Below are 24,842 nucleotides of genomic sequence, written 5' to 3' on the forward strand. Positions count from 1 at the left end.
TGATATCGATCCATCACCTCTGTCACAGCAAACATGTTGCCGCATAACACCCCAAATCATTGGGAGACACGCCCTAGTACTGCAACGGCACTTATGGGACGTGGCCGCGGGTTCGGTAATGACAGATGCGGGCCTGGTGTTGTCGGCGTCTCCGCCAGTGCGACCAGGACCAGATGTGCTCGTCGGGGTGGGCGTGTCGCAGGATCAGAAACACGAGTAGACGGCGGATCTCGGGTACCGTGTAGCCGATCATGCCCTGATCTTCGGTTCCGATTCCCCCTTTACCGCTTCGGTTTTCGTCCCGGCGAGCCAGGCGAGGGCGAGCATCGACAAGGTGATGTGGGCGTACCAGGCCCGGTAGGTGCGTACCTGGTAGTGGTCGAGGCCAGCCTCGTTCTTGGCCTGCTGAAAGCATTCCTCGACCCGCCACCGCGAGCCGGCGATGGTGGCGAGTTCGGTGAGCGTGGTGCGGCGGGGTCCGGCGCAGATGTAGTACGCGATCTCGGTCGGATCGGAGAGGGATCGGCGGGCGAGCAGCCAGTGCCCACGCCCGGGTGCCCAGGCGATCCGGATCGGGATCCGCACCCAGGAGTACTCGCGCCTGCCGTGCGCGCCGTCGCCGACGGAGATCCGGCGCCACTGCTTCGCCGGGACCGCGGCGATCATCTCGTCGGCGCGGCCGGAGCGGCCGTGTCGGGTGAACACATCGTCGTTGCAACGGGTGGCCAACACATACGAAACATCGCGTTCCTCGAGCCAGACCCGCAGGTACTTCACCTGACCGTAGGCCTCGTCCGCGGTGAGCCAGGAGAAGGGCACCTGTGCGTCGAGGGCGCGTTGGATCATGTGTTGCGCCAGTCTCGGTTTGGTCGCGAACTCCACCTCGTCACCGATGCCGGCGGCGCGGCACCGGTCCCGGTCGGAGGTCCACGACTCGGGCAGGTACAGCTCCCGGTCGATGAGCGCGTGCCCGGCCGCGCTCGCGTACGCGAGGAAGACCCCGATCTGGCAATTCTCCACCCGCCCGGCGGTGCCCGAGTACTGGCGTTGCACCCCGGCCGAGCGGGTGCCCTTCTTGAGGAATCCGGTGTCATCGACGATCAACACCCCGGCGCGGTCACCGAGGCGTTCGACCACGTAGTCACGCACATCGTCGCGCACCCCGTCGACGTCCCAGTCCGCCCGCCGCAGCAACCGTTGCATCCCGTCCGGGCTCACTTCGCCGGCCCGCTCGGCGAGGGTCCACCCGTTCTTGCGTTCCAGACCCGCAACCAGACCCGTCACATATTCACGGACCCGGGACCGCGGCTCTGACCGGGCGAACCGATCGGAGATCCGCTCATGCAACGCTTCCAACTCGGCAACAACCAGATCGAGGACCACACAACCAGTATCGTCTACCTGTCAAGCAAGTGCCGTTGCAGTACTAGGTGTCGAGAATAACGCCAGCAACACGGGTACTCGCCGGCCACCACTCCGCCATTGCGGGTCCTGGCGTCACCAGTCCCATTGACCGTGCATCACGTTGTGCCCAGGCTCCAGGTCATTTCACTCCATTCTCATTGCGTCAGTATCGAACCCGGGCAATAGACGTCCTCCTCCGCGCGGCGGGTGCGCTCAGCGCAGTACCCGGGCGGCGAAGTTCAGCGACCCGGGCATCGACGCGGTGAGGCTGTGGGCATGGTCCGTCGCGGAAAGCTCCTGATACTCGACGTCGACAGCGCTGGAATGCATTTCGGCGAGTTGTGCCCAGGTCAGTGGGATTGGGACCTTGGTGTCGGTGAGGCTGTGCACGACCCGGATTGGTCGGTCGAACCCGTCAGTGGGGACATGCTGCATCTGGTCGAGCACACCGCGTAGGTCCGGGGTGTCGAGTGGGGCGGTGAACAGTTCCGCGACGGTAACCGGGTGGGTGCGCAGATATTCGTTCAGGTCGTTGCTACAGGTTGCCTTGGCCTTTTCCATCAGGTCGATTCCGGTGGGGGTCAGATGTTGGCGGATGTCGAGTTCTGGGCGACCTTCGTCCAGTCCGGCGAGGGTGTAGAGGACGTAGTGGGCGATCCCGGCGACCGGCACGGCCGGGAAGTTCGGTCCGGCAAGCGGAAAGATCTGATCGAGGTGAGTGGGGGCGGCGACGGCAATCGCACCGCGGAAGTCGAGTTCGGGTGTGCGGGTGGTGGCCTGGTGGGCGGCGAAGTAGGTGGCGTGACCGCCTTGGGACAGGCCGGTGACGATCCACCGGTCGCTGAGTTGGTCACCGTAGAGTTGGTGGGCGGCGCGGACGATGTCCACGGCGTTGGCGCCGGCTGCCGGTCCGTCTGTGTACGCGTTGACTCCCTCGGTTCCGATCCCGGCGTAGTCGGTGGCCGCGATCGCGTATCCGGCGGCGAGCCACTGTTCGATGAATTCCCGTTCGACGTCACTGGATCCGGTGATCGACGGTGCACACTCGTCGTCGATTCCGACGTTGCCATGCGCGTAGGACACGACGGGCCATCCACCAGCAGGTGGTGCACCCTGTGGCAGGAACACCGATCCTGTGGACTCACCGGCTTCGGTCGCGGTACGCAACGTGGAATAGCGGATGACAGCGCTGGTATCCGCGGCACCGACGGGGAGAAACGCGGCGGTGACAGCCTGCTCGGCGAGCAATGCGCCCGCCGGGTGGATGTCGTCGGGCAGGGCGGCGGCGGGTGCGGCAGTGAGAACTATCCCGCTTACGCATACCGCGACGGCCAGTACGGACCGTCGCCACAGACGTGTGCCTCTTGGTGAGCCCGTGAACATTGACATCGACGATCCCCTCCGATGAACTCGGTGCCCGTTCCCCGACGAACACGATGCGGATCGTACCGACCGAACAGATGACCACACCCACCAGTCCGGCACACGATGAGACGACGAGGTGCTGGATTGTCTCCACTCCTCATGCCATCCAGCCTCGACGCAGCACCGCGAGAAAGCTGCTCGAGGGTGCGCTCTCTCATGACTCGCCCCTGTCGAGGATGTCGAGCTGGACGCGGTTGCGGTGGCTGATTTCCCACCTGCCGGCTTCGAGGTCGTGAAGGAGGTCGCGGCATTGCTCATCGGTGCTCACGTCGCAGCTGTGCCCGATCACGTTGATCGGGCCGCGGATTCCGTTGCGCCAGTCGATGACCGTGTAGACGAAGTCACCTTTGGTGGCGAAGTCGCGTTTGCGGGTGCAGATGACGAAGTGCTCCGAGATTGCGCGGACGGTGTAGGGGCGGTGGGGTTCGATGCCGAAGCGGATGCGGGCGCCGGGGTCGAGTGGAATCGGGGTGGTCGGTGATCCCGTGGCGTTCATCAGGGTCACCGCGCACCCCCGGCTGCGAACCTGCCTTCGGAGAGTGTTCCCCGCTGATTGTCGGCGAGCGTGTCGCGATCGATGTCGCCGCGGCCCAACCCCTCTGGCCGGTGCCCGACGTGGTAGCGGTCGCCGCCCCCTTGTTGGTGTGGGCAGGGGTAGATCGACAGGCCCTGTCGCTTTTCGTGGTGGGTGCGGGCGGCGCGGGCATCCTTGCGTGTGAAGTAGGTGCGTTTGCCGCAGTGCGGGCAAGTCACCCAACAGGAGGTGGGGCGATGTACTCGAGCGGCCAATTTTCCGGTGCTCCTCTTCGACTTCGGACGCGGTCGGATCGTCAGACAGCGCGGGTGATCTGCAGGTTCAGCCAATCCGAGACCCACTGAATGGCGTTGCGGCCGGCGTTGTCGACGACCAGGTTCTGGTAGCTCTGGTGTGCACCGGAGGCGAAGAAGCTGGCCGCGTTCAGGCCCTCGCCGACAACGTGGGCGAGATCCTCGACCCCCTGCGACTGCGCCATCGTCGACACCGACCCAGCGAGTGCTGCGAGGTCGAGGGTCTGCGCCTGCGTGGTGATCGCGTTCCCGACGGGATTGGCCCGCTTGCCGAGCAGCGCGGGGTCGGTCTTACCGGCTGTGCCGGTGAGCATGTTCGCGGCCACCGAGGCGAGGTCGAGGCCGAGTGGGATCAACGCCGTGGTCTGCGCGGCAGCACCGACCGGGTCTGGTAGCACCCCGGGCGGGGGAAAGAGCTTGTCCGCGGCGGCCCACGCAATTTCCTGCGCCTGACCGGCGATATTGGCCAGCTTGATCACGTCGACGTTGCCGAGGATGCTGGTGACCAGCGCCGCGATCTGGGTGTAGCCGGACGGGTCCGGGATGATCGCGAGGATCTGGGAGACCCACTTCAAGTCGACACCGGCGGCCATCTTCACCATGGGCTCGAACTGCACGTTCAGCTCTCGGGCGGTATCGCGGGCGGCGCGGACATCGCCGGCGGCAATTCTTTGTGGGAGCACGATCAGGTTGTGCAGGATCTTCGGAATATCGAGGGCAGTGACGCCGGTGACGACGTTCAGTGCCTGGTCGACGACGACTTTCGGTTTGAGGACCGACAGCACGCTCGACGCGGAGGAGAGGGCCTCTGCCGGGGTGGCGGCGACGGGTGCGATTTGGCTACCGAGTGATGCGGCGGTGCCCGCGAGTTGAGCGATTTCGGGTGCGGTGGCGGGCAGTGTGGTGGCGCCATTATTGGCGAGTTTGGCTGCGGTGTTCGCGATCGTGGTCACCGAGACGAGTGCACCGGTCAGGTTCGCGTGGCTCGCCGTGGTGAGGACCTGTGCGGCCGCGTTTTCCGGTGTGCCCACCGGGGCTGCGGCCAGGCGCGCGGTGGCGGCGGTGTTCGCGGCACCGGACTGCAGCAGGTCGGCGAGTGGGCTGAGCGTCTTGGACAGCGAGGTCGCGGTGTCGGCGATCCGGTGCACATCAACCGTCCCGCCGGTGTCGGTGCCGCGCAGTTGCCTTCCGAGCGCGTCGACATTCGATCCGAGACCGGGCAGGTCTGCGTCGGTGAAATCCGATGTCAGCGCGGTGGCGACCGCCGCGTCGCCTCCACCGGCACCGGGACCGGCGCTGGTGTTGGTGTTGGTGTTGGTGTTGTCGTTGCTGGGGGTTTTCGACAGGATCGACCCGAGCGATCCGAGGAACGGGTTGGCGCCCTTGCGGATCGAGCAGTACAGGTCTTTCGGATCGCAGATCGAGGCGACCCGCCCCGACAGCGTGCCCATGCCCTGCGACCGGGGGCCGGCGATCCCCTCCCCGGAGGTCTTCGGCCCGACCGTTGCGGCGCCCTTCGTGCCGGCACCGGGATCGGCGATCAGTGCCACACCGAGGACCTGGTCCGCATCGACCGGACCCTGATTATTTCCGATTGCCGACGCGAGATCGCCTGCAGCGTCTGCACCCTGGGAGTATCCGGTGATCGTGATCTTCGCGCCCCGGCATTTGTCGGCGTAGTTGCGCAGCACGGCGGTGGCCTTGTTGACCGCGTCGGTCTTGCTGTCGGCGTAGGTGTGGCCGTTGTCGAACGCGCGCGCCATGTACGGCAGCGTGTATATCTGCGCGCGAGCAGCGTTCTGTGCCTCGATTGCCGCCGCGACCGGGGCGAGCATGCCCACCGGCCGGGTCGGGTCGGCGTTCTCGTTGGTCTCCCACGTGCCGGGAATAAACAAGTTGAATGTCGACGCACAGTTGGCAGGGTTGGCATGGGCGATCACGGGCCCTGTGAGCAGCGCAGTCCCGCACAGCATAGTGGTGGTGGTGACCGCCGCGAGCCCACGTCTCGCTGACCATGCCATGTGCGGACTCCTATCGCGCTGCAGCCGGTGCCTTCCGGCTGTCAGTCTCGGTCGCAGTCCGTCTACCAGCAACGACCCCCGCACGCGGTCGGGCGTGTCGGGGGAGCGCCGACGTTCTGACGTACGGCGGTTGGGCGCCCCCATCCGCCAAGTGGAAGTCGACGAACGTCGGGCGCCCGGCCGTCGTGGTCGACACGTCCCATAGATCGGCTGATCTGCCGCTGTGCCCGGTCGAAGCCATTGCGGAGTGTCGAGGGTGGCGTGCGACTCCCAGCACCGCAACGACGCGGTCGCTCGCGTCGTTAGGAGGCATGCCAAGTTCGCCGGCCTCGTTCTGAACGTGGTGTCGGAGTTCGCGACTGGAACGCGGTAGTCATGCCCAACCTCGGACCGTTGTGCACGGCCACGTCGCCTTTGACTCAGACCGCGGCCTTCTCCCCGCTACCGTCCGGCCGAAGGGCTGTCCGCTTCGAGGACTCCTACCCGGGCCTGGTCGAGTTTCTGGCTGGTCGACCCGTGCAGATGCTGGGTTTTCGCGAGCCCGCTAACAGTTGAGCGAGATGCGGGCGATCAGCGCGGCGGCATCGACACCACCCTGACGGGCCGTATGCAGCGCGGCGTTGCGTCCACTCGGCAACGTCGGCATGCAAACTGTGGCCCTGTTGCACCCTGCGGCGAAACATGCGTCAGACGGGGGCTGCGTGCAAGCTGACCTCCTCCCCCGCCGGCAACGGCCTCGCACACCGCTGAGCTGTTGCATGCGCCGCACCGCAACGCCGTTGCCTGTCGGCAACGAGATCCGGCATTGCGGCGTCGGCCTCGTCACCGACGTTGCGTTGCACTCTCTGGCGTTTCGTAGGACCTCAGCCGTCTGCAACAACGGCATACGTTAGGCAAAGGTTCCTGGACGTGATGCGGATCGCTGTTCGCCGGTGCCGACGGAATTTTTTTCCTGTCGCTTATTGATCGGCCTTCTCGCACTCAGGTTGCAGCGCAGGAACTGGTCCTCACCGCACTTACCAGAGGCACGTCATCACCGTGACCCAACCAAGGTGTACTGGTGGTCAAGCGTTGCCGCATTGCGTTCCTCGGCGATGTCCTCATGCTCGGGCAACGGAGGCCTCCGGAAACCGGCCTCCACGGCGCGTTGCGCGACCTTGTCGAAGCGGCGCATTGCCGTGCTCGCGGCCTTGGCTTTGGTGAGCGTGGCGATCTCGGCGTAGCTGCGCTGCTCAGTTATTCGCAGTCGGGCCGTCTCCTTGACTACCGGTTCGAAGTCGGCGCAGGTATCGATGAAGGCGAGGAGGTTGTCGATGGTTTGGGCCTTGTCCGGCATTACGAACCGCTCCTGCGAATCCTTCGGCGGATTGCCGATTTGTGGCGCGTGGGCATTGCCACTGTCCGTTGCATTGCGTGCAAGGTGGTCCTCGTGTTCCGTGGCGTGGGCTCTGACATCGGTGAGTTCACCAGGCTTCGCAGTGGTCGGTTGTGGGGCGCCCGCAACAGCAGGACGACCCTCCGGTTCCGGAGCGGTGGTTTCCGTACGGTCGTCGAGAGCGGATGAATCGGGTGCCGACGCAGCGAAGACGATGGGTGCATCTTTCGGGTTGACCGATGGCGCAATGCGTCCGGCGTTGCGGTTGACCGACGACGTCGGCCCTGGGGTCGGCATTCGGTAGTCGGTCGCGGTGTCCTGGTCGGACCGCTGGTGTTCACGGTGTCGGGCGTCGTGCACGACCGCGGTGTACTCGGTGTGGGCGGTGCCGATGGCCTTGATGAGGATGCCGACACCGTGGGTGAAGGCCAACACCAGCAGCGGCGGAATGATTGCAATGAGCGAGGCGCCGGTCGGAGACAGCGGCGCGTAAACCGAGGTCGATGCCGGCTGCAATGGTGGTCGCGGCGGCTTGCCCGGAGCGGTGTGCGTGGTAGGCGTTGCCGAAGACGCTGATGAAGACCACGACTACGGCGAGCCAGAGGAAGAACTGTTTTCCCGTTGCGCTGCCGCCGATTTTGCTCAATGCAACGACCGCGATCGTTGCGCCGAGGATTGCGCCGTCGACGATGGCCGGGAAGATCCAGGTGAGGTATTGCGGGATGCCCGCCTGCAACGCCAGGTCACGTTGCACGGCGAAGGACAGTACAAAGGCGCCTGTGGTGATGCCGATCGCAATGGTGATCGCAACGATGAGGGCCGCTATCAGGGCGTGAAGTTGGATTCGTGCTGCTCGGATAGTGAGGTCGGTCATGCTCGGGGTCTCCTTCCACGGGTTCCCACTCGGGGAAGGCCCACTGGTTGCTGCCGGTGGGGTTTCCTGTGTGGCGTTGCGGACGGTCGTTGCGGTGTTGCGGTGTTGCACTGTCCGCCGGGCAACACTTCACACGCGGCAATGCGTGCTATCGCAGCTGGCATTGCTCGCCCATTTACCAGTAACGGCCTCATCCGCGGTCGGGTGCGTCGGAGGCGGGGCGACGACGTCCTGGCGCACGGTGGCCCGCCGCTCGTCAGCGCTACCTCTGAGCGCATCGTGTGCGGAACGCCTGCGCCACGGCGCAATTGCGGCTGTGCTGATGATTCGCGTGCTCTGCATGGATACGTCCTCGCTCGGTCGGGTCCGTTGGCTCGCACTCCACCTCGGAGCTAGGGACTCAGGTGAAGACATCGACGTACCAGCGCCCGTCGATCTTCTGGGTGGTGACGGTCTGGGTGCCGCGTTTAATCGGCTGGGCGGGCTGCATCACGGACAGATCGACGAGGTAGACCCCGTCGGACAGTTCGACGGTGCGCAGGCAGTAGTTGGTGCCGACCGGGACCGCGTCGATGACCTTCTGCAGCTCCGGTCCAGGGAGCACTGATGAGCTCGGTGTTGCGAGCGCTCGGGCGGTTTCACCGTTGCGCAGGCTGTAGTACGCGTGGTTGAACGCTGCGATCACGCCCGCGCCGCTCTTCTGGTCACCGCGGTCAGCCCGACACTCCCCGTCCAACGCGGATGTCTGTTCGGCCGGTTCGGGTTCGGGCAGGTTGAGGATGGGCAGCCCGTTCTCGTCAGCTGCTGCGGTGGCGCTGGTTGTGACCGCGGTAGACGCGGTTTCACTGTCTCCGCTGCGCAGGTGGCTGACGGCTACCCCGGCGGCCACGGCGACGGCGACCGCTGCGACGGCGGCCACCGTTTTCTTTCCCGGCCCGCGGCCGCCGCGGGCCGGCGGTAGAGGCGACCGGGGTGGGGGCGGTGGTGTGGCCGGGCCGCCGAGCGCTGTGGTGCGGGCGCCCGGCGGGTGGTCGGCGGTGGGTGTGGTGCCGAGAAGGTCGATCACCGCGGGATGCCGCGGGGTCGATCGGCCGAGGGTCGGCTTCTTCATGGTGTGCACCCGCCTTCTTCGGTGTCAGTTCGCGGCCGGAATGCCGCCGCCGATGGCACCCGACAGGAGGTTTCCGGCCAGGCCGGGCGTGGCGTCGGTGAAGAACGAGTTCAGGGTGGTGTCGACCTGCTCGATGATCTGCTCGCCGCCGGGCTGGGCTGCGACGAAATCGCGGGCCTGCTGGTCGATCGCGGGCGCAGCTTCGACCGTGTCCTGTACGGCGTCGGCGGCCGCCTGCCCCACGGGGCCGGAGTTCTCCCAGTCGGTGAGCACGGTCTCGGTCTGGGCGGTCACGGCCTCGGAGTCGATGTCCGGTACCTCGATCTCGCGCGGTTCTCCCTTGTCGCCGGCAGCGATCGGGGTCACCGCCGCGACGGCGGCCGCACCGCCGACGACCGCTCCGGCCGCAGCGACGGGGATACCCACCGCGGCACCGAGTCCGGCACCCGCGGCGGTACCGACGATCCCGGCAGGTACCCACCCGAGTCCGGGAAGGAAGACGTTGCCTGCGGTCATTCCGGCGAGGCCGCCGATGGTGCCACCGACCAGTGCGCCCGCGGTGGCTGCCGCCCCGCCGGCGGTCACTGCGCCGAGCGCTGCCCCGGCGGCACCGGCACCGACCTGTGCGGCGGCGATCCGGTCGGCCCGAGACGTTTCCACACCGATCGACCGCCAACCCGTCGAAACCCCGGCCTGGACCACGGAGAGTGTGTTGTTGGTGCGGTCCCGGTCGCCGTCGCTGATCCAGTTCGGCTGTTTGAGATGGATTTCGCCGATGCGCAGGGTGTCGCGTGGGGCGATGAACGGGGCGGTCGGTTCCACCGGCGTCGGCAGGTGCAGCTGGTCGAACTGCACCGGACCGATCGAGTAGTTCTCCGGCTCGACATAGGCATTGGTGTCGTAGTCGTAGTTCGGGAGCGGCTGGTACTCGATGTTCTGGTACTCGGCGGGCGGCTCGACCCAGTACACCGGTTCCGCCGGGGTTTCGGGCACGTAGGCGGTCTCGGGTGCTGGTGTGGGGGCGGTGGTTCCGCTGGGGGTGTCCGCGCCGGTGACACCTTCCTGGGTGCTGTCGCCGGTGACGCCGCCCTGGATCGGGTCGGCGAACGCGGACGGGGACTGGGCGATTTTGGAGGCCAGGGCGGCGGTGATCACTGCCAGCACCTTGGCTGCGTGTGTGGCGCTCTGTCGGCGGTGCGGGCCTCGGGCGCGGCGGGCGGCGCGGTTGCCGCCGGTGGCGTTGCTCATTGTGTGCCTTTCGTGAAGTGGCCAGATGCGAATCGAAGGTGAGTGGGTGATGGCCGAGTCAGGCGCCGGAGATCGTCTTGACGACCTCTTCGGCCAGTCGGGTCAGCGCTGCTCGTGTCTTGGGTTCGAGCCGCGACAGTGCAAGACGTTCCCCTGACGCGAACAGCGGCTCGAACGGCATGCGCGCCACGAGCGGTACTCCCAGGTCCCGGAGGGCCTCGACGGTGTCCTGTTCGACCATCGGGGCGTCCCCGGGGCCGGCGGTGATGACAACGATCGTGCGCGCGAGAACATCGGTGGCGGTCGCCGCCAATTCCGTGATCATTTCTTCTGCGGCGTCGGCGGCGTCCCAGCGCAAGGGAACGGGGACGACGACGACGTCCGCTGCCCTCACTGCCCACTGCCAGCTTCCCGCGAGGGGGTTGTTGCCGGTGTCGGCGACAAGGATGTCGCGGTGCTGGGCCACGATCGCGGCCAGATGCACCGCATGGTCTTCGCCCAGAACCGATGTCGTGTCGCCGCGGCGTCCCGCGATGATGTCCTCACCCGACGGTTGACGGGTCAGGTGCTGCGAGAGCGCTGAGGGTCGGATGGCGACATCAGGGTCGGGATGTGCTGCCAGCAAGGCGGGGACGTCGTTGCCCGGCGACGGACGGACGGCGACCCGGTTGGCGAGACTGCCGCCGACCTCGCCGAAATCCGCGCACACCACGGTGCTGGCGCCGCGCAGGTCGGCCAAGGTCTGGGTGAGAGCCACGGCGAACGGGGTCTTCCCGACCCCGCCTTTCGGGTTGGCGACGGTAATCACCGAGAAATCGGGCAGCGCCCGGGTGATCACCGACTCGGCGGCCCGCAGCCGCATCTCCGGCGACTGCGCTTTCGCGGCGAGACTCAACCCGAGCATGGCGTTGAGTCGACCTCGCACACCCAGGCGGGCAGGCTCACCGGTCCCGGGAACGATCTCGGGTGCGGCCAGCCCCGATAACGGCCGCCGCGGCCGGGCGGGGGGTGTGCGGTCGTGTCCGCCTTCGCGCTCGGTGAATACGGCTGCCTGCGCGGGTGTCGGATCGGTCGCCGGCAGCCGCACAGCAACCGTGGGCTCACTGCCCTCGGCCTGGATCCGCACGACGGGAGTGCCGCCCGCCGGGCGGCGCTGGGGCCGTTCCCGGATGGGCGCCCCGGATTCCTGCGGCGTTGCCTGCTCCGGGGCGGGGCGGATGGTCTGGTCGGGGTCGACCTCGAGCCGCATCGGCGCGGTGTCGGCGCCGCCGCTGACCGCGACGGTGATCGTCTGGCCGCTGCTTCGGGCTTCGGCGTGGGCCTGGGCGAACACCGCGGTCATCAGGTCTTGCTCGGTGTCGCCTCGCAGGTCGAGCGTCGCGGCCTGCGACGGCACATACGCCGTAGCGTGGCGTCCTCCGTCGTCGATGGCGACGGTCATCTGCGGGGACATCACAGGCTCCCGGCGCCCGAGGTGGTGCCGTCGAGCTGGGCGAGCATTTCGGTGATCAGCTCATCGAGGCTGGTGAGCTGATCGAGTGCCTCGGTCTTGACCTCGCCGTCGGGGAGCGCCCCCACGAGGTCGCGCCGATGACCGATCGCGGTGAGGAGCTCGTCGAGACGGCTGCGGGAGACGGTCTTGCTGTCGGTGTCCAGGGCGGAGAGCCATCCGGGTGTGGAGGCCCGCAACGCTTCTCGGAAGGCACGAACGACGGGGTCGGAGTTGCCCCTGTTGACGAATGGGCGGTGCATGGCCTCGATGTCCTCGGGCTCGAGGATCACTGCTCGTTCGATCTGCCGGACTGCCATCGGTGGCCTCTCTCTCGTGTTTTCGGGGGTGGAGCGGATAGAGCCGGGACATCAGGGGTCAGACGGCGGCAGCGAGGTCGACCGCGGCGAGGAAGACGGTGTCGAGTCCGCTGTATTCGAGGATCAGGACCTCGGGTCGGCGGCCGGTGGATTCCACCGACACCTCCACCCGCACCAGTCCCTCCTCGGTGACCGTGCCGTCGCTGTCGCGGGCAATCTTGCGGATGGTCTCGACGGTCAGGACGGTGCCGGTGCGGTCCGGTTCGTCGTCGAGGCCGAGGACGATGTTCATGCCTTCCTCGAGGGCACCAGCCGGGATCGCATCGCAGATGTGGTCGACCAGGGATGTCACCGACGACCAGGAGACTGCGACGGGCTCGCGGACGTCATCGGCCATCGTGGTGATCAGGTGCTGTTCGTCGGCGATGAACTGCACCAGCTCGGCCGAGAAGCAGTACACCGGGGTATCCCTTGTCGGGCGCAGGCTGTCGACGGCATGCGCTTCCTCGGCGGACAGGTCGGTTCGGGCTGCGGGGTGGTCGTCGATGGTGGGGGTGAACCACACCTGTGCGAGGGCAGGATCCCCGGAGGGGTCACTGACCGTGGCGCGGCCGCGGATCTTGGCGTCGATGTCGCGGCCGACAGTGGTCTCACCCCACATCATGTAGGCGCCGTCACTGCTCAACCGTGCAAGCGCTGCTCGGGTCTGGAAGTTGTCGCGGACACTGCCGGAATCCCGCCCGAACAGGTGCGCATCGGGGCGTTGAACTCCCACCGCGAGGCGGATACCTGCCGAGCGGGCCAAAGCGACGAGTTCGCCGATTCGCCCGAGTGGGTTACAGCGTTTGATGACTTCCTTCTCCTCATCGGTGCCGGACTTGGCCAGCTGTGTCCAGGCCGCAGAAAGGATGAAGAACTCGTCGAGCACCGCCACCAAGAGCGGCATGTTGCGCGCCTTCAGACGCTGGGTCTGCATGTACTTGGTCCGCGCGTGCATTTCGCGCCACAGCGCGTAGATGAACTCTGCGGCCCGCAAGGGTTCGAAAACAATCGCGGGGACCCCGGGGTAGCCGAGGAATTGGTGCAGTTCGATGCGTTTGGGGTCGACACCGATCACCGGGACTCCGCGGAGTGTGAGTTCGGTGATCACGGTGGTCAGCAGAACCGTCTTGCCGCCGCCGGTCGGTCCGACGACCAGCATGTGCGGTGCCGACGAATCGTCGGAGATGTTCCAGTAGGCGTCGACGACGCCGGCATCGGTTTCGCAGGACGCGTACGGGACATGCAGGCGTTGCCCGGGCACGCTGGGGTCGCTTCCCGGCCAGCGCATCTGCTGGCGTCGCGCGATTCCGCGTTCGTCGAGTTGTGGAACAGGAAGGTCGGCGGCCGGGATTTTCAGCGCATGCATCACCATTGTCGCGAGCGGCTTTCGGAGCGAGAGGGTGATGATCGGCTGATCCGGGGCCCAGTCCACTCGCCACAGCTGCCCCGACTCGTGGGTGCCGAGGGCGGCGAGCAGAGCCTCGGAGAGCTTGTGCCGGTTGGCTTCCATGCCGGTGGCCAGCGTGGGCTTGTAGTGGATTCGGTAGGAGGCTTCGGTTCCGTCGTAGGCGTAGGAGTCGACCGACACCGTCACGTCCTGCAGGGCCTTGCCGTCGGAGAACAGCTCGGTGAGCATGCGGTGACGTGCGCTGCGGGTGTCGGGGAGCACCGGTCGGCGGGTGATCTTGATGGTGCTCTTGTCGGCCCGGAAGGCGGTGAGATACTTCCACTCGGTGACTGTGGGTCCGAGGAATCGGCTCATTGCTCCGCCTTCGGCGTCGAGGGTGCAAGGCTGTCGGGTCCCGGTTCGCCCGCCGGGGCGCTGTGGATCTGCGCCGGCGTCTTCCGCGGCAGAAATCGCAGGGGTCGGGTGGGTGCGAGGGCAGGTAAGGCGGCGCACAGGCGGTGCCACAGCGGCGATCCGACGATCAACGCGTTGACTGCCGAATTCAGACGCTCCTGCCGGTTCGCATCGACGACCGCTCCCTGCGGCAGGTGGATTGCCGCCCACGCGGTGCTGTGCCACCCGGTACGCACACTGAGCCTGATCCGCACGGGGATGTGGCCGGTGGTCTGTCGCACCACCGCGGATAGGATTCGCCGCTGCCGGTGCCGCAGGAACCGGCTCAAGTCCAGGAGACCGACGAGGGCAAGGGCGACGACGAGCCTGGTCCGAAAGTCGATGAGCCAGTGCGCCCGGAGCGGCGAACGCGGCCACAGCTCGGTGATCTGAGCGGACTCCAGCAGGGTCGGCGCCCACCACACGACGATGGCGACGACCAGGAGGACGAGCACCCACGGGGTGAACCGCGCTGCCTCTTCCTCCCCCGACTGCTCTGACCGGCTGCGGCCGCCGGTGCGCGACGAGGTACCGGAAGGACCGAACACATCCCGGAAGAACTCGCCCACAGGGTCATTCGACGGCATCGCGGAAACCCTTTCTCGGTCGGACATCTGCGTGGTGCTGATGCGCACACAGTGAATCCGCTCGCCGGAGGATTCACCAAGGACCCCCGCACGCGCTCGGGCGTGTCGCCCCGTCCGCAGCCCCTGCGAGTGCGTCCCAGGCGCCGTGAGGCGAACCCCGCCGGGACCTCCAAAACCTCTCTGCCAAGTGGTGTTTGAACCATTGTTCGCTGAAACCGGTCCGGGGCGCTATTCTCAACTTCGCCTCCCCCCGTAGGGGGGAGGCGTCTCCCGAAGGGAGTGGGGGCGCAGGCATCACCGATCCCCCAATCGTCGACACATGCCCCACATGGGGCCAATCATGTTCTTCGCGAGGGTTGTCCGAAGAGAGCGCGCCCGGAGGGCAGCACCCGTCCCCGCAGCGACCGGCCCCCACCCTGAGCAGACCCCGCAGCGACCGGCCCCCACCCTCAGTGCCCCGCCGCGATACGACCCGTCCTCGTGGACCCACCGCCAACCAGTCCCACCCTCAGTGGACCCCGCAGCGACACGCCCGAGCGCGTGCGGGGGTCTTCGTGTGCCGAAGCCGCCCTGTGCCAATGTTCTGACGTCACCGTTCGGTGTTGCCCGCGAATCTTTTGGGAGAGAGCATGCTTCATGAGTCTTTCGAGGCTGCGTCGCAGCTGACGTTCCTGGCACAGGAGGGGATCGAGACCAGCGGGGTGGGAGATTTCCTCCGCGAGCAGGTAGTCCCTCCGATCCTCGGCGTCGGAGCGATTGTGCTTCTGGCGAAGGCGATTCGCTCGTCCTGGTCTGCCGTCATCACCATCGCCAGCCTGTCCCTGATCGCGTTGGGCTGGTTCGGGTTGTCGGCGAACCCCGACGCGGCGATGAATGTCGGCACCGGACTCATCCGGCTGATCGTCCCCGGCGTGTGACCTGTAGCGGACACAGCCCCATTCGGACTCACCCTTTTCGAGAGGACCTCATCCCATGTCTGCCATGACGATCATCTTCGGCGTGGTCATCGCCGCCGCCATCGTGTTCGCAATCGGTCGCGCCATCAGCGAGCGCCGGTGAGGGGCGTGCGGTGATCGAGACCGATGACGACCTGTACCGGGTGGATCAGCACTGGCTAGGTCCTCCGGGACGGGCGTTCCCGAGACCAGTCAGATGGCAGGCAGTGGGTATCGGTGTGGTGTTGCTGGTGCTCTCGCTCATCCTGGTCATGGGAGTGCTGTCGGTGCCGTGGAGCGGCTGGTCCGTCACCGTGGTGCTGGGGTTGACCTATCTCGGGACGAAACGGATCGTCGACGGGCTCGGCCACGAACGCACCATCCGATCGCTGGCCCGATCCGCGATCAACGACCTCACCTCCCCACGCCCCGCGGCCAGCCGCAACAAGAAGACCCAGCCCGCACCGCTGTCGGTGTCCATCTCCGACCAAATCGCACGCGTTCGCCTCGCCCCCGCCGCCGGCAATCACACGACATCTCCGACTACGAGCAGGTAGGTCATGAGCAATCCCGGTAACCGGTTCGACCCGGCCGACCTCGTCCCCCCGCCCGGGGCACTGCCGCCGGTGCTGCCCGAGTCGTGGCTACGCGCGGCGCGCCAGGCCGGGCTGCAGACCGCCGACCCGCACACCGCCGCGCCGCAAGCGAGCTTCGGTGATGCTGTGCTCACCGCCCCCTCCCCGGCAACCAACCCCGACTATGACGAGGACGCGATCGCAGAACCCACCCACAGCAAGGGCAGCAACCGGGGCGGGAAGAAGTCCCGGCCAGCCCCGCAGGGGCACTCGACCAGTGCGGCCGCTGAGCGCGGGAGCAGGGCGCGGTTGCGGAAGCAGTCCAAGTGGCGGCTGCGGGCGGTGCTGGGAAACGTCACCATCACCGACGACACCGCCACGTTGTGGTTCGTGCAATCGCCCGGCACGTGGAGCATGCGGGCGATTGCCGATCAGTCGCGGTTCATCCGGGACGAAGCGTTGGTGCTGGCGGAACTGCGCGGCAAAGGGGTCTCCGGTATCCATCGGCGCACCGTGCGCGAGCCCTGGCCGGTCAAGGAATGGGGCCGCGCACACGCGCAGCTCGCCGAGGACCGCCTCCCCGACGTTCCCGGTGCCCTCGCGTGGGACGACTACCTCGTCGGTCAGCAAGTCGCGCTGCTGGACTCGGCCCCGACCCGCAAGCGCCGTTACTGGGGCATCGAACTGCCCCGGCGGTCGATGACCGCGCAGGCGATCGTCGCGGTGGCCGACATGTGCTCGGGGGTGAAGGGTGTGGGGCCGCGGTTGTCGAAGTGGTCCGAGCAGGTCCTGATCGCCGAGCAGGACGCGGCGGCCCAACACATCGCGGAGATCGAGCGCGTGATGCTCTCCCCCGGTGTCGAAGCCCTGCCGGCCGACAGCGGTCAGGTGGACTATCTGCTGCGCCGCTCGGCCGCGGTGGGGATGCCGTTGACCGAACCGGCGGCCGCGGATGCACCGTCGGGGTGGGGTCTGTCCGATCTGTCGTCGCTGAGCAACCTGACGGAAATGCATTACACGCCCGGCGCCGGACACACCGTCGTCGAGGGCACCATCGCCGGCCGCACTTACCGGTCGTACGTGACGGTGCTGACGGTGGGGCGGATGGCACCACTGGCCATCCCCGAGCAGAAGATGCCGTGGCAACTGCTCGGTGACCAGCTCGGGCTGCCGTTGGAGTGGTCCGAGCGGATCACCCTGCACACCCCGGAAGAAACCCTCGGCGAGATCCAGAAGCAGCGCAACGCGATCGAGTCGCAGTACCGGCACTACACCGAAGAGCACGACGAGACCCCACCCGATGAGTTGGCGGCGCAGCACGGGTTGTCCCGGCGGCTGCGGACGGAGATGTCGAACGGTGGGGCACTGGCTACCAGGGGATCGGGGTGGTGGCGGATCGCCGTGTCCGGTTCCTCCCCGCAGCAGGTGCGCGATCGTGTCTCGAAGCTGCAGCAGCAGTACGCACCGGATGTCGAACTCGAAGTCGAGAACGGCCAGTACCACCTGCTCAGAGAATTCATGCCCGGTGAGAAGCTCGCCAACACCGCCCACAAGCGCAGGATGAGCGTCCTCGCCATGTCGGCAGGGATGGGGGCGGCGGCCGACCGGATCGGTGACGAGGAAGGCATCATCCTCGGCGAAACCGCGTCCATCTCGGTCCGCCCGGTCGCCTGGAACCTCTTCGCCGCCCACGACTTCTTCGACAAGGGCGGCCTGACCCCGCTGGTCGGCGTCCAGGGCGCCGGCAAAACCCATCTGGCCGGGATGATCACCTACCAGGCGCTGCGCCTGGGCGCGCACGCGGTGATCCTCGACCCGTCCGGGCCGCTGCGCGCCCTCGCCGACTTGCCCGAACTCAAGCCCTTCACCCGGGTCTACGAGCTGACCGGCCGCGGCGCCAAGCCCGGCGTCCTCAACGTCTACCGGGTCGTGTCCGAGCCCGACCCGGCCGACGAGATCTACCGCCCCGACCATCCCGAGTACGCACACGAATCCGACCCGGCAGCCGCCGCAGCAGCGGCCTACGAGGACGATCGCGGTGCCGCCCGTGCCGAACGGGCCCAGCTCGCGTCCTGGGTGCTGATCTCGATGCTCGACGCCGACGACCGCAGCGACCGGGATGCCAAGAGCGTGGTCCGGATGGCGGCGGCGATGGTCGGGGGCCAGCCGACCAACCATCTGGGCAAGGTCCTCGACGCGATCGACCACATCGCCGCCGGTGTGGTCTACACCGACGGCCGCGGGGCCGCCCACGGCCCGACCAACGGCCAGAACGCCGGCTCCGAGAACACCCCCGTCATCGGAGAAGGACTGTGCACCGCCGCGGGCCGGATCGGGCCGATGCTGCGCACGATGTCGCAGCTGCGCGACGCCCGAGTCCTGTTCCCATCGGCCACGGCCGGCGACGACGCCGCCGCCGAACTGTTCGACTCGGTCATCGACGAGCGCCTGACGATCCTGACCATGCCCGGCCTGCAGATCGACGACAAGGCCGAAGCAAGTGCGGCCACCGACAGCCAACGCCTGGCCGGACCGCTGATCCACCTGGCGGCGTGGTTGGCGACCCGGTTGGTCTACGACAAGCCGCGCTCGCTGCCGAAACTGCTGTTCCTGGACGAGAACAAGTATCTCAAGCAGTCCGGATCCGGCCGCACCCTCTACGTCCGGCTCGGCCGCGACACCCGCAAGTTCCGCACCCGCGCACTGGTGTGCAGCCAGCTCGCCGGCGACTTCCTCGGGGTGGCGGACGGCGCGGACGACCAGGACCAGTCGCAGCTGACCGACGAGATCATCATCGGCCGACTCGGCTCCTCCGAACGGGCGATCTCCGACGCACTCAAACTCCTCGGCCTCGACGAGGGTGAGGGGTACGAGACGATCCTGGCCAACCAGCTCGGCGGGGGCCGCAACGACACCTACGACCCGCGCGCGAACAAGGCCCGCAAACAGCGCGCCGCGAAGACCGGCGCCGACGAAGCCCGAACCTACGTAGTCCGCCTTGGCGGCGACATCGAACTGGTGCGCGCGACCTGGACGAACTTCACCCACATCGCCCACGTCGCGCAAGCACTGAACTCCCGGGCCACCGCCGCCTGACCCCCTTTTGTTGGGAAGGACATTCTCGATGCCCACCGCCCGCACCGCCAGCTCGCCCGCACACCTGCTGCAGCGGATCACCCAACTGTGCGCGGTCATGATGCTGGTCGGGCTCAGTGCCCTGTGCGGGCAGACCACCGCCCAGGCCGGGGGGTTCAACTGCAAGGACGTGCCGGCACCGCAGTCCCCGAACTCGGCGGCGCCGGCATTCTTCGACTCCGCGTCGGTGGACAAGCCAGCGGAATCACAGCTCTCCGGCACTGGGTACGGCGGCCACGGCTGGGCCGGGCTGACGTGGCACATCTACGACCTCGGCTGCGGCGAGGACATCACCGGGGTATCGCTGGTGCGCAACAAGACCGACATCGGAAACACCTTCCTCACGATCGGACAATCGTTCGCGGCCGCGGCGTTCTGGCTCGACGAGCAGGCCAACACCCCCGCCGAAGGACGCGAGACCGGCCGCCAGGGGGCGATCGCGCAGTTCGACGAGATCGTGCTCGCGGTCTCCGACTCGCTGCGGCCGACCGTCTACGGGCCGTGGCTCGGGCTGGGAGTGGCTGCGGCCGGGCTGATCATCCTCTACCGCGGTCTGCGATCAGATGCCCCGGCAGTGTTCCGGCAGCTCGCGATCGGCGCCGGCGCGCTGGCAATCGGCGGGTTGATGGTCGGTGCCCCGGCGAAGGCAATCCAGATCTCCGACGACACGTTCAGCGCGCTGATCACCAAGACCCAGGGCGAGATCTTCAACTCCGCGGGCATGACCGACGACCCGCGGTTGGTGATCACCGACCGGATCATCATCCCGGACGTGCAGCGAGGGTATTTCGGCACCAACGCGAACGACACGACGCTCGACGATCTGTGGCCGAAGCTGCGGGAGTCGATCGCCTACACCTACGACGAGCAGGCCCGGATCAAGGCCGACAACGCGGCCCAGAAGGAGATCGACGAGGCCAAGGCCGAGAAGTTCCGGCGGGAGGTCGTCGAGCCGTTGGAGAGCAAGGGGCTCTCGTTCTACACCTTTCAGGGCAAAGACTCGAGCCGGGTCACGACCGGCTTCCTGTCGATGGTCAAGACATCGATGCCCTCCATCTTGTGGATCGGGTCCTCCGTGCTGAAACTCTCGGCGCTGCTGGCGATCCGGCTGGCGATCATCACCGCTCCCGTGTGGGTTCCGCTCGCCATCGTCTCCGGATCAATCCTGCTCCGCGTCGGCCGCATCCTCGGCGGGATCTACCTGTGGGCGGTCGGTGCCGCGGTGCTGATGTCGGTCTACCTGCTGATCTTGATCAAGCTGTACCGCAACGATGCGGTCGACGGAACCTGGCGACTGTGGTTCCTGGTCATCCTCACCATCGTCTTCTGGATGCTGTTGCGCCCGTTCAAACGGCTCTCGCAAACCATCACCCAGTCGCATCGCGGCATGATCGGCGGCGCGATGGACCGGCACAAGCACGGTTCCTGGAAGCAAAAACTGCTCACCGCCAGCTCGATGGTCACCAACCCCGCCATGGGACTGGCCGAAAAGAGCCTCGAACTCGTCCGCGCCGGCGGCGGCGCCGCCGCAAACGGCATCGCGAACGCGGCAGGGCGGCAGTGGTCCGACATGATCGGCGGCAACAAGCCTCCGATCATCCGGCAGGAAGGACGCGCACTGTCGGCCGCACGCACCGACGACTACCGCGCCCGCGCCCGCCAAGCACAGCTGGCCGCCCTACGCAGCGGCGGCGCGGGCGGAGCGTTGGCGGACCTGCGCAAAGCGTCCCCAGAGGGACCCGAGTCCGGCACCCGGCTCCCCGGTATCAACCTCACCGCCAGTCCGGCCGACGGCAACGGGCGCACCGGGCTCGCCGATCTGCGCACACACACCCCCGCAACGGGTTTCACCGACGGTTTCGAGTCCCTCGACACCGGTGACAGTGAGGTCTTCATTCCTCATCAGGACGCGAACCGGTGGGACGGCGGGCCGGACGCGATCATCGCACCGACCACCATCTACCGGCCGAGTGAGGAACCCGACGCGCCCGGAAAGCCACAGCGCCCGTGGGTGTCGATCACCCGCCCCGCACCGACCTCGGCGTCGGCAAGGCCCAGCAGTGATTCGCCCCGGGCGGGATTGCGTGAGGACACCGCGTCGGCGCAATCGACGGGAGTGCTCGACCGGCCGAATCGGGACCTGGGAGTGAACCGGTGAGAACTGCCAACCCGATCACCACCGCGATCCGCAGCTGGGTCCTGCGCAGTCCCGGCCGGCTCGCCAGCGGGATCGCGATCATGGTCGCGGTCCTCTACCTCGCCCGCCTGATGGTCACCGCGGTCACCGGGGCAGAGAACAGCGGAAGCGACGTGCACGCCCACGACGCAGACACCAGTAACACCTCAGTGACCTCGACGCCTGCGGCAGCCGAAGAAGTCACCGAAACCGCGGTGGCGACAATGTCGGCCAGTTCGATCGGCCGTAGCCCCGCGACAGCGGCGATGTATTACGCGCACGCGTTCGTCGACACCACCGCATCGCCAACTCAGTGGGCGGTCGCGCTCAGCCGTGTCACCCGCCCCGAGCGCGTCAACGACACCCTCGCGGCGGCCCGGCCGACCGCACCGGTGTCGATTCTCGGCCCGACCCGCACGCTGCCAGGCACCGGCACCACCGGAACGACCGTGGAGATCGATACCAGCGCCGGGACCATGACCGTCGCGGTCACCCACACCGACGACGGATGGCAGGTCGACTCCCCCCTCCCGACGCTCGACCTCGACGACGTGGCCGCAGCCGCTCCCACCACCGGGCGCACCACAGCGCCCACCACGACAACCGCCACCACCACGCAGTCACCCGTCACAGCACCGACCCCGGAGCGCATCCCCGAGTCCCAGTCGTCTTCGGAGCCTGCTCCGCCCGCCCAGCGGGCCACCAGCCCCGCCCCCGTGCCGGTCCCCGCCCCCGTGCCGGTCCCCGGCCCCATCCCGATCCCCGAACTCGACACACCTTTGCCAAGCCCGATCGCATGACCGGTCGACGTCTGACTGCGGCTGTGCTTGCCGCGTCATTCACCATCGGGCTGGCCAGCGCCTGCACCAGCGGGGCGATCATCGACCTGCCCAAACCTTGCCGGCCCGTGCACTCCGATTTCGGGGGCACGCGCGCAGAAAGCACACCCGATGATCGGCCGGCGGCGGCGCTGACCCCGTCCGGGCCGATCCAGCAACCCACCGCACCGGGAACCACCACGTTCACCTCCGGTTTCGGACCCCGCTGGGGAGCGATCCACAAAGGTGTCGATTTCGCCGGCCCGGTCGGCACCCCGATCTACGCCGCCCTCGACGGCCTCGTCGCCGCCGCCGGCTCGAGTGGGGAAGGCCCCGGTGTCGGTTTCGAGAACTGGATCATCATCGACTCCGTCGTCGACGGCCGCCCAGTCTCCACCGTCTATGGACACATGTACGCCAACGGCATCCACGTCACACCCGGCAAGACCGTCAAGGCCGGCGACCACATCGCCGAGATCGGCAACGCCGGCGGATCCACCGGACCGCACCTGCACTTCGAGTACTGGGAAGGCGGCCGCCTGCAGGGCGGCACCGCGATCGACCCGACGACCAAACTCGGTGGCGCCCCTGCACCATCCGGACAGGACGTGAGCGCACCGGGATCGACCATCGATCTCATGGCCGCAACCACCCCCGTCGACTGCGGCAAGGGCTTCGGCACCCCGGGCGGCGGTAACCTCAAGCCCGGCAGTGTCCCACCGGCATTCGAAGAATGGTTCCGCAAGGGCGGATCGCTGTGCCCGCAGATCAGCCCGGCGCTGCTGGCCGCGGACACCAAAGCCGAAAGCGGGTTCCGTGCTGTCACCAGCCCCGCAGGCGCAAGAGGTTATACCCAGTTCATGGATGGCACCTGGTCCGTCTACGGCCGCGACGACGACGGCGACGGCCGGATCTCCCAAGGCGATGTCGGAGACGCCGTGATGGCTCAGGGCCGGTACTTCTGCGAGATCGCGCGATCGGTCGACAGCTGGATCGCCGACGGCTCCGTCAAGGGCGATCCGCTCTCGCTTTACGTCGCCAGCTACAACGCCGGTGAGGGGGCCATCAAGCGAGCCGGTGGGATGCCCTCCGGTGGTGACTATTCCAGCGAAACCCGACCCTACGTGCAGAAAGTCCTCTCCTACATTCCCGAGTTCGAGCAGCCCGGCGGCCGCGGCGAGTTCGTCCCCTCCCCCACCGCCGGCGGCAGAAATGTCGTCGAGGCGGCCAACCAGTACCTCGGCACCCCGTATGTGTGGGGCGGCGGCGGCGCGGGTGGCCCGTCCGGGGGCGGGTTCGACTGCTCGGGACTGACCCAATACGCCTATGCCCGGGCCACCGGCGGCAAGACCGTCCTTCCCCGCACCTCCGAACAGCAGTGGGCGGTCGGCACCGAAATCCCGATCTCCGAGGCTAAGCCCGGCGACCTCGTTTTCGGATCCTGGGAGGCCGACGACCCCGGCCACGTCGGCATTTACGCCGGGAACATGCAGATGGTCCACGCACCCACCACAGGTGACGTCGTCAAAAACGCACCAGTAATGGCAGGCATGCGCGCCCGCCGTATGTAATCAGGAGGAGAGGAATCATGCGAAATGTAGGTTCTCGTGATTGATGTCGCTTTTCTCATCGATCTGTCGCCCAGATGTCGCTTCCGACATTTTAGCGAGAATCGTTCTCGGCGTGTCTGCGGCCTGATCCTGGGCTTGGTCGGTTGGGTGGCCGCCATGCCTGATGAGGGCAGCCTGATGTGGGCGGGTTTGGCGGGAGTTGCGCCGGGGTCCGAAGTGGCCGTGCGGTTCCGTGGAGACTCCGGATGGCTCATCAGCAGTGACGAAGACGAGGCCGACTGGCTCGAGGGCGCCCCACCCACCCGGATGCGGACCAGGACGACGCCGCACCTACTACCGACTCACCCCAAACGGGTGCTGCGCCGCCCTCCGTGAACTCACCACGCCAAGAAAGCGACAGAACAGTGAGAAACCGGGAGCGACAAACCTATGAGAAACCGCACCATCCGCCCAGGCCAGCCACGACCAGGACGACAAGAAGGAAGAGAACCTACACGAAAGGCCCTAATCGTGCTCGCAGTGATCATCGCCGCGGCCGCGGCACTGCTCTACTCCTGCCAGGACAACGGCAACCCCCCAGGAACCGCGACACCCCAGAGCACCACGACCGCACCTGCAGCTGCACCGCAAACGGGGACCAGCGCATCTCAGCGACCGGAACCAACATCGCCAGAAGACGTCGCCCACCAGGCCATGACCGTCGCATTCACCTTGGCCCCCACCACCGACGAGAACCCCACCAGCGGATTCCGGCGCGCGACACAATGGTTCACACCCGCCCTGGCTGCACGCCTGACCTCCGATGTCCGGAACGAACGCGGACCCAGCCTGCAATGGCAGCAATGGATCAACGACAACGCCCGGGTCATCGCCGACGTCGCCATCGGTTGCTCCGGCTGCCCACCCGACACCGACACCACCGCGCACCGGGTCGCCACGATCACCCAAACCACGGTCACCGGCAACACCACCCGCCCCGTCGAGCCCGACACCACGGTCTGGCTCACCCTCACCGCAGCAGACGGCCGGTGGTTGATCGATAACCTCACCTACTAAACACAACCGAAC

At 67.3% G+C, this 24,842-nt stretch carries 18 protein-coding genes and 1 pseudogene; 8 read left to right on the forward strand and 11 right to left on the reverse strand.

Features of this window, described 5'->3' with window-relative positions:
• Positions 1-249: 249 nt before the first annotated feature.
• The 11 genes and pseudogenes from CJ179_RS48760 to CJ179_RS48820 form a co-directional block, all read right to left on the reverse strand.
• Entirely contained in the window at positions 250-1,383 is a 1,134-nt protein-coding gene (locus CJ179_RS48760; protein WP_095866302.1) for an IS701 family transposase, read from the reverse strand.
• 234 nt (positions 1,384-1,617) lie between these two features.
• Complete coding sequence (locus CJ179_RS48765) at positions 1,618-2,793, reverse strand: lipase family protein (RefSeq protein WP_257016379.1); 1,176 nt, start codon at positions 2,791-2,793, stop codon at positions 1,618-1,620.
• 190 nt (positions 2,794-2,983) lie between these two features.
• Positions 2,984-3,325 (reverse strand): hypothetical protein, encoded by a 342-nt coding sequence (locus CJ179_RS48770; RefSeq protein ID WP_257016380.1) that lies wholly within the window; start codon positions 3,323-3,325, stop codon positions 2,984-2,986.
• A 334-nt stretch (positions 3,326-3,659) separates the two neighbouring features.
• Entirely contained in the window at positions 3,660-5,678 is a 2,019-nt protein-coding gene (locus CJ179_RS48780; RefSeq protein WP_095866306.1) for a cutinase family protein, read from the reverse strand.
• Positions 5,679-6,711: 1,033 nt separating this feature from the next.
• A pseudogene (locus CJ179_RS48790) lies at positions 6,712-7,927 on the reverse strand (DUF2637 domain-containing protein).
• A 400-nt stretch (positions 7,928-8,327) separates the two neighbouring features.
• Complete coding sequence (locus CJ179_RS48795) at positions 8,328-9,047, reverse strand: hypothetical protein (RefSeq protein ID WP_095866308.1); 720 nt, start codon at positions 9,045-9,047, stop codon at positions 8,328-8,330.
• 15 nt (positions 9,048-9,062) lie between these two features.
• Entirely contained in the window at positions 9,063-10,286 is a 1,224-nt protein-coding gene (locus CJ179_RS48800; protein ID WP_095866309.1) for an insoluble domain protein, read from the reverse strand.
• A 58-nt stretch (positions 10,287-10,344) separates the two neighbouring features.
• Complete coding sequence (locus CJ179_RS48805) at positions 10,345-11,739, reverse strand: ParA family protein (RefSeq protein WP_095866310.1); 1,395 nt, start codon at positions 11,737-11,739, stop codon at positions 10,345-10,347.
• Complete coding sequence (locus tag CJ179_RS48810) at positions 11,739-12,095, reverse strand: hypothetical protein (protein WP_095866311.1); 357 nt, start codon at positions 12,093-12,095, stop codon at positions 11,739-11,741. The genes CJ179_RS48805 and CJ179_RS48810 overlap by 1 nt, the downstream gene beginning before the upstream one ends.
• A gap of 58 nt (positions 12,096-12,153) precedes the next feature.
• Entirely contained in the window at positions 12,154-13,899 is a 1,746-nt protein-coding gene (locus tag CJ179_RS48815) for an FtsK/SpoIIIE domain-containing protein (RefSeq protein WP_095866312.1), read from the reverse strand.
• The gene (locus CJ179_RS48820; RefSeq protein ID WP_143549077.1) at positions 13,896-14,564 is read right to left on the reverse strand and encodes a hypothetical protein; all 669 of its coding nucleotides are present in this window, start codon (positions 14,562-14,564) and stop codon (positions 13,896-13,898) included. Before CJ179_RS48820 ends, CJ179_RS48815 begins: the two co-directional genes overlap by 4 nt.
• A 629-nt stretch (positions 14,565-15,193) precedes the next feature.
• Here CJ179_RS48820 and CJ179_RS48825 point away from each other — a divergent pair.
• From CJ179_RS48825 to CJ179_RS48860, 8 genes are all read left to right on the forward strand, one after another.
• The gene (locus CJ179_RS48825; protein WP_061045636.1) at positions 15,194-15,481 is read left to right on the forward strand and encodes a hypothetical protein; all 288 of its coding nucleotides are present in this window, start codon (positions 15,194-15,196) and stop codon (positions 15,479-15,481) included.
• Positions 15,482-15,633: 152 nt separating this feature from the next.
• Positions 15,634-16,056: a hypothetical protein gene (locus CJ179_RS48830; protein ID WP_143549078.1), complete on the forward strand. Its 423-nt coding sequence runs from the start codon at positions 15,634-15,636 to the stop codon at positions 16,054-16,056.
• Positions 16,057-16,059: 3 nt separating this feature from the next.
• Positions 16,060-19,170, forward strand: coding sequence for an ATP-binding protein (locus CJ179_RS48835; protein WP_095866315.1), 3,111 nt, complete (start codon positions 16,060-16,062; stop codon positions 19,168-19,170).
• Between the two features lie 28 nt (positions 19,171-19,198).
• The gene (locus tag CJ179_RS48840; protein WP_095866316.1) at positions 19,199-21,367 is read left to right on the forward strand and encodes a hypothetical protein; all 2,169 of its coding nucleotides are present in this window, start codon (positions 19,199-19,201) and stop codon (positions 21,365-21,367) included.
• Positions 21,364-22,185, forward strand: a complete 822-nt coding sequence (locus CJ179_RS48845; protein WP_095866317.1) for a hypothetical protein — start codon at positions 21,364-21,366, stop codon at positions 22,183-22,185. The genes CJ179_RS48840 and CJ179_RS48845 overlap by 4 nt, the downstream gene beginning before the upstream one ends.
• Entirely contained in the window at positions 22,182-23,774 is a 1,593-nt protein-coding gene (locus CJ179_RS48850; protein ID WP_095866318.1) for an NlpC/P60 family protein, read from the forward strand. Before CJ179_RS48845 ends, CJ179_RS48850 begins: the two co-directional genes overlap by 4 nt.
• 156 nt (positions 23,775-23,930) lie before the next feature.
• Positions 23,931-24,149, forward strand: coding sequence for a hypothetical protein (locus tag CJ179_RS51985; protein ID WP_179377972.1), 219 nt, complete (start codon positions 23,931-23,933; stop codon positions 24,147-24,149).
• Between the two features lie 135 nt (positions 24,150-24,284).
• Positions 24,285-24,830, forward strand: coding sequence for a hypothetical protein (locus CJ179_RS48860; protein WP_257016383.1), 546 nt, complete (start codon positions 24,285-24,287; stop codon positions 24,828-24,830).
• Positions 24,831-24,842: the final 12 nt, after the last annotated feature.

The sequence above is a fragment of the Rhodococcus sp. ACS1 genome (assembly GCF_002300155.1).
Lineage (GTDB): Bacteria > Actinomycetota > Actinomycetes > Mycobacteriales > Mycobacteriaceae > Rhodococcus_F > Rhodococcus_F koreensis.

Bases quoted from the DNA above. Each gene is read 5' to 3' on its own strand.
- CJ179_RS48825 (WP_061045636.1), top strand. From the start codon at position 15,194: ATGCTTCATGAGTCTTTCGAGGCTGCGTCGCAGCTGACGTTCCTGGCA.
- CJ179_RS48820 (WP_143549077.1), bottom strand. From the start codon at position 14,564: ATGCCGTCGAATGACCCTGTGGGCGAGTTCTTCCGGGATGTGTTCGGT.
- CJ179_RS51985 (WP_179377972.1), top strand. From the start codon at position 23,931: ATGCCTGATGAGGGCAGCCTGATGTGGGCGGGTTTGGCGGGAGTTGCG.
- CJ179_RS48770 (WP_257016380.1), bottom strand. From the start codon at position 3,325: ATGAACGCCACGGGATCACCGACCACCCCGATTCCACTCGACCCCGGC.
- CJ179_RS48810 (WP_095866311.1), bottom strand. From the start codon at position 12,095: ATGGCAGTCCGGCAGATCGAACGAGCAGTGATCCTCGAGCCCGAGGAC.
- CJ179_RS48780 (WP_095866306.1), bottom strand. From the start codon at position 5,678: ATGGCATGGTCAGCGAGACGTGGGCTCGCGGCGGTCACCACCACCACT.
- CJ179_RS48805 (WP_095866310.1), bottom strand. From the start codon at position 11,739: ATGTCCCCGCAGATGACCGTCGCCATCGACGACGGAGGACGCCACGCT.
- CJ179_RS48815 (WP_095866312.1), bottom strand. From the start codon at position 13,899: ATGAGCCGATTCCTCGGACCCACAGTCACCGAGTGGAAGTATCTCACC.
- CJ179_RS48835 (WP_095866315.1), top strand. From the start codon at position 16,060: ATGAGCAATCCCGGTAACCGGTTCGACCCGGCCGACCTCGTCCCCCCG.
- CJ179_RS48800 (WP_095866309.1), bottom strand. From the start codon at position 10,286: ATGAGCAACGCCACCGGCGGCAACCGCGCCGCCCGCCGCGCCCGAGGC.
- CJ179_RS48765 (WP_257016379.1), bottom strand. From the start codon at position 2,793: ATGTCAATGTTCACGGGCTCACCAAGAGGCACACGTCTGTGGCGACGG.
- CJ179_RS48850 (WP_095866318.1), top strand. From the start codon at position 22,182: ATGACCGGTCGACGTCTGACTGCGGCTGTGCTTGCCGCGTCATTCACC.
- CJ179_RS48840 (WP_095866316.1), top strand. From the start codon at position 19,199: ATGCCCACCGCCCGCACCGCCAGCTCGCCCGCACACCTGCTGCAGCGG.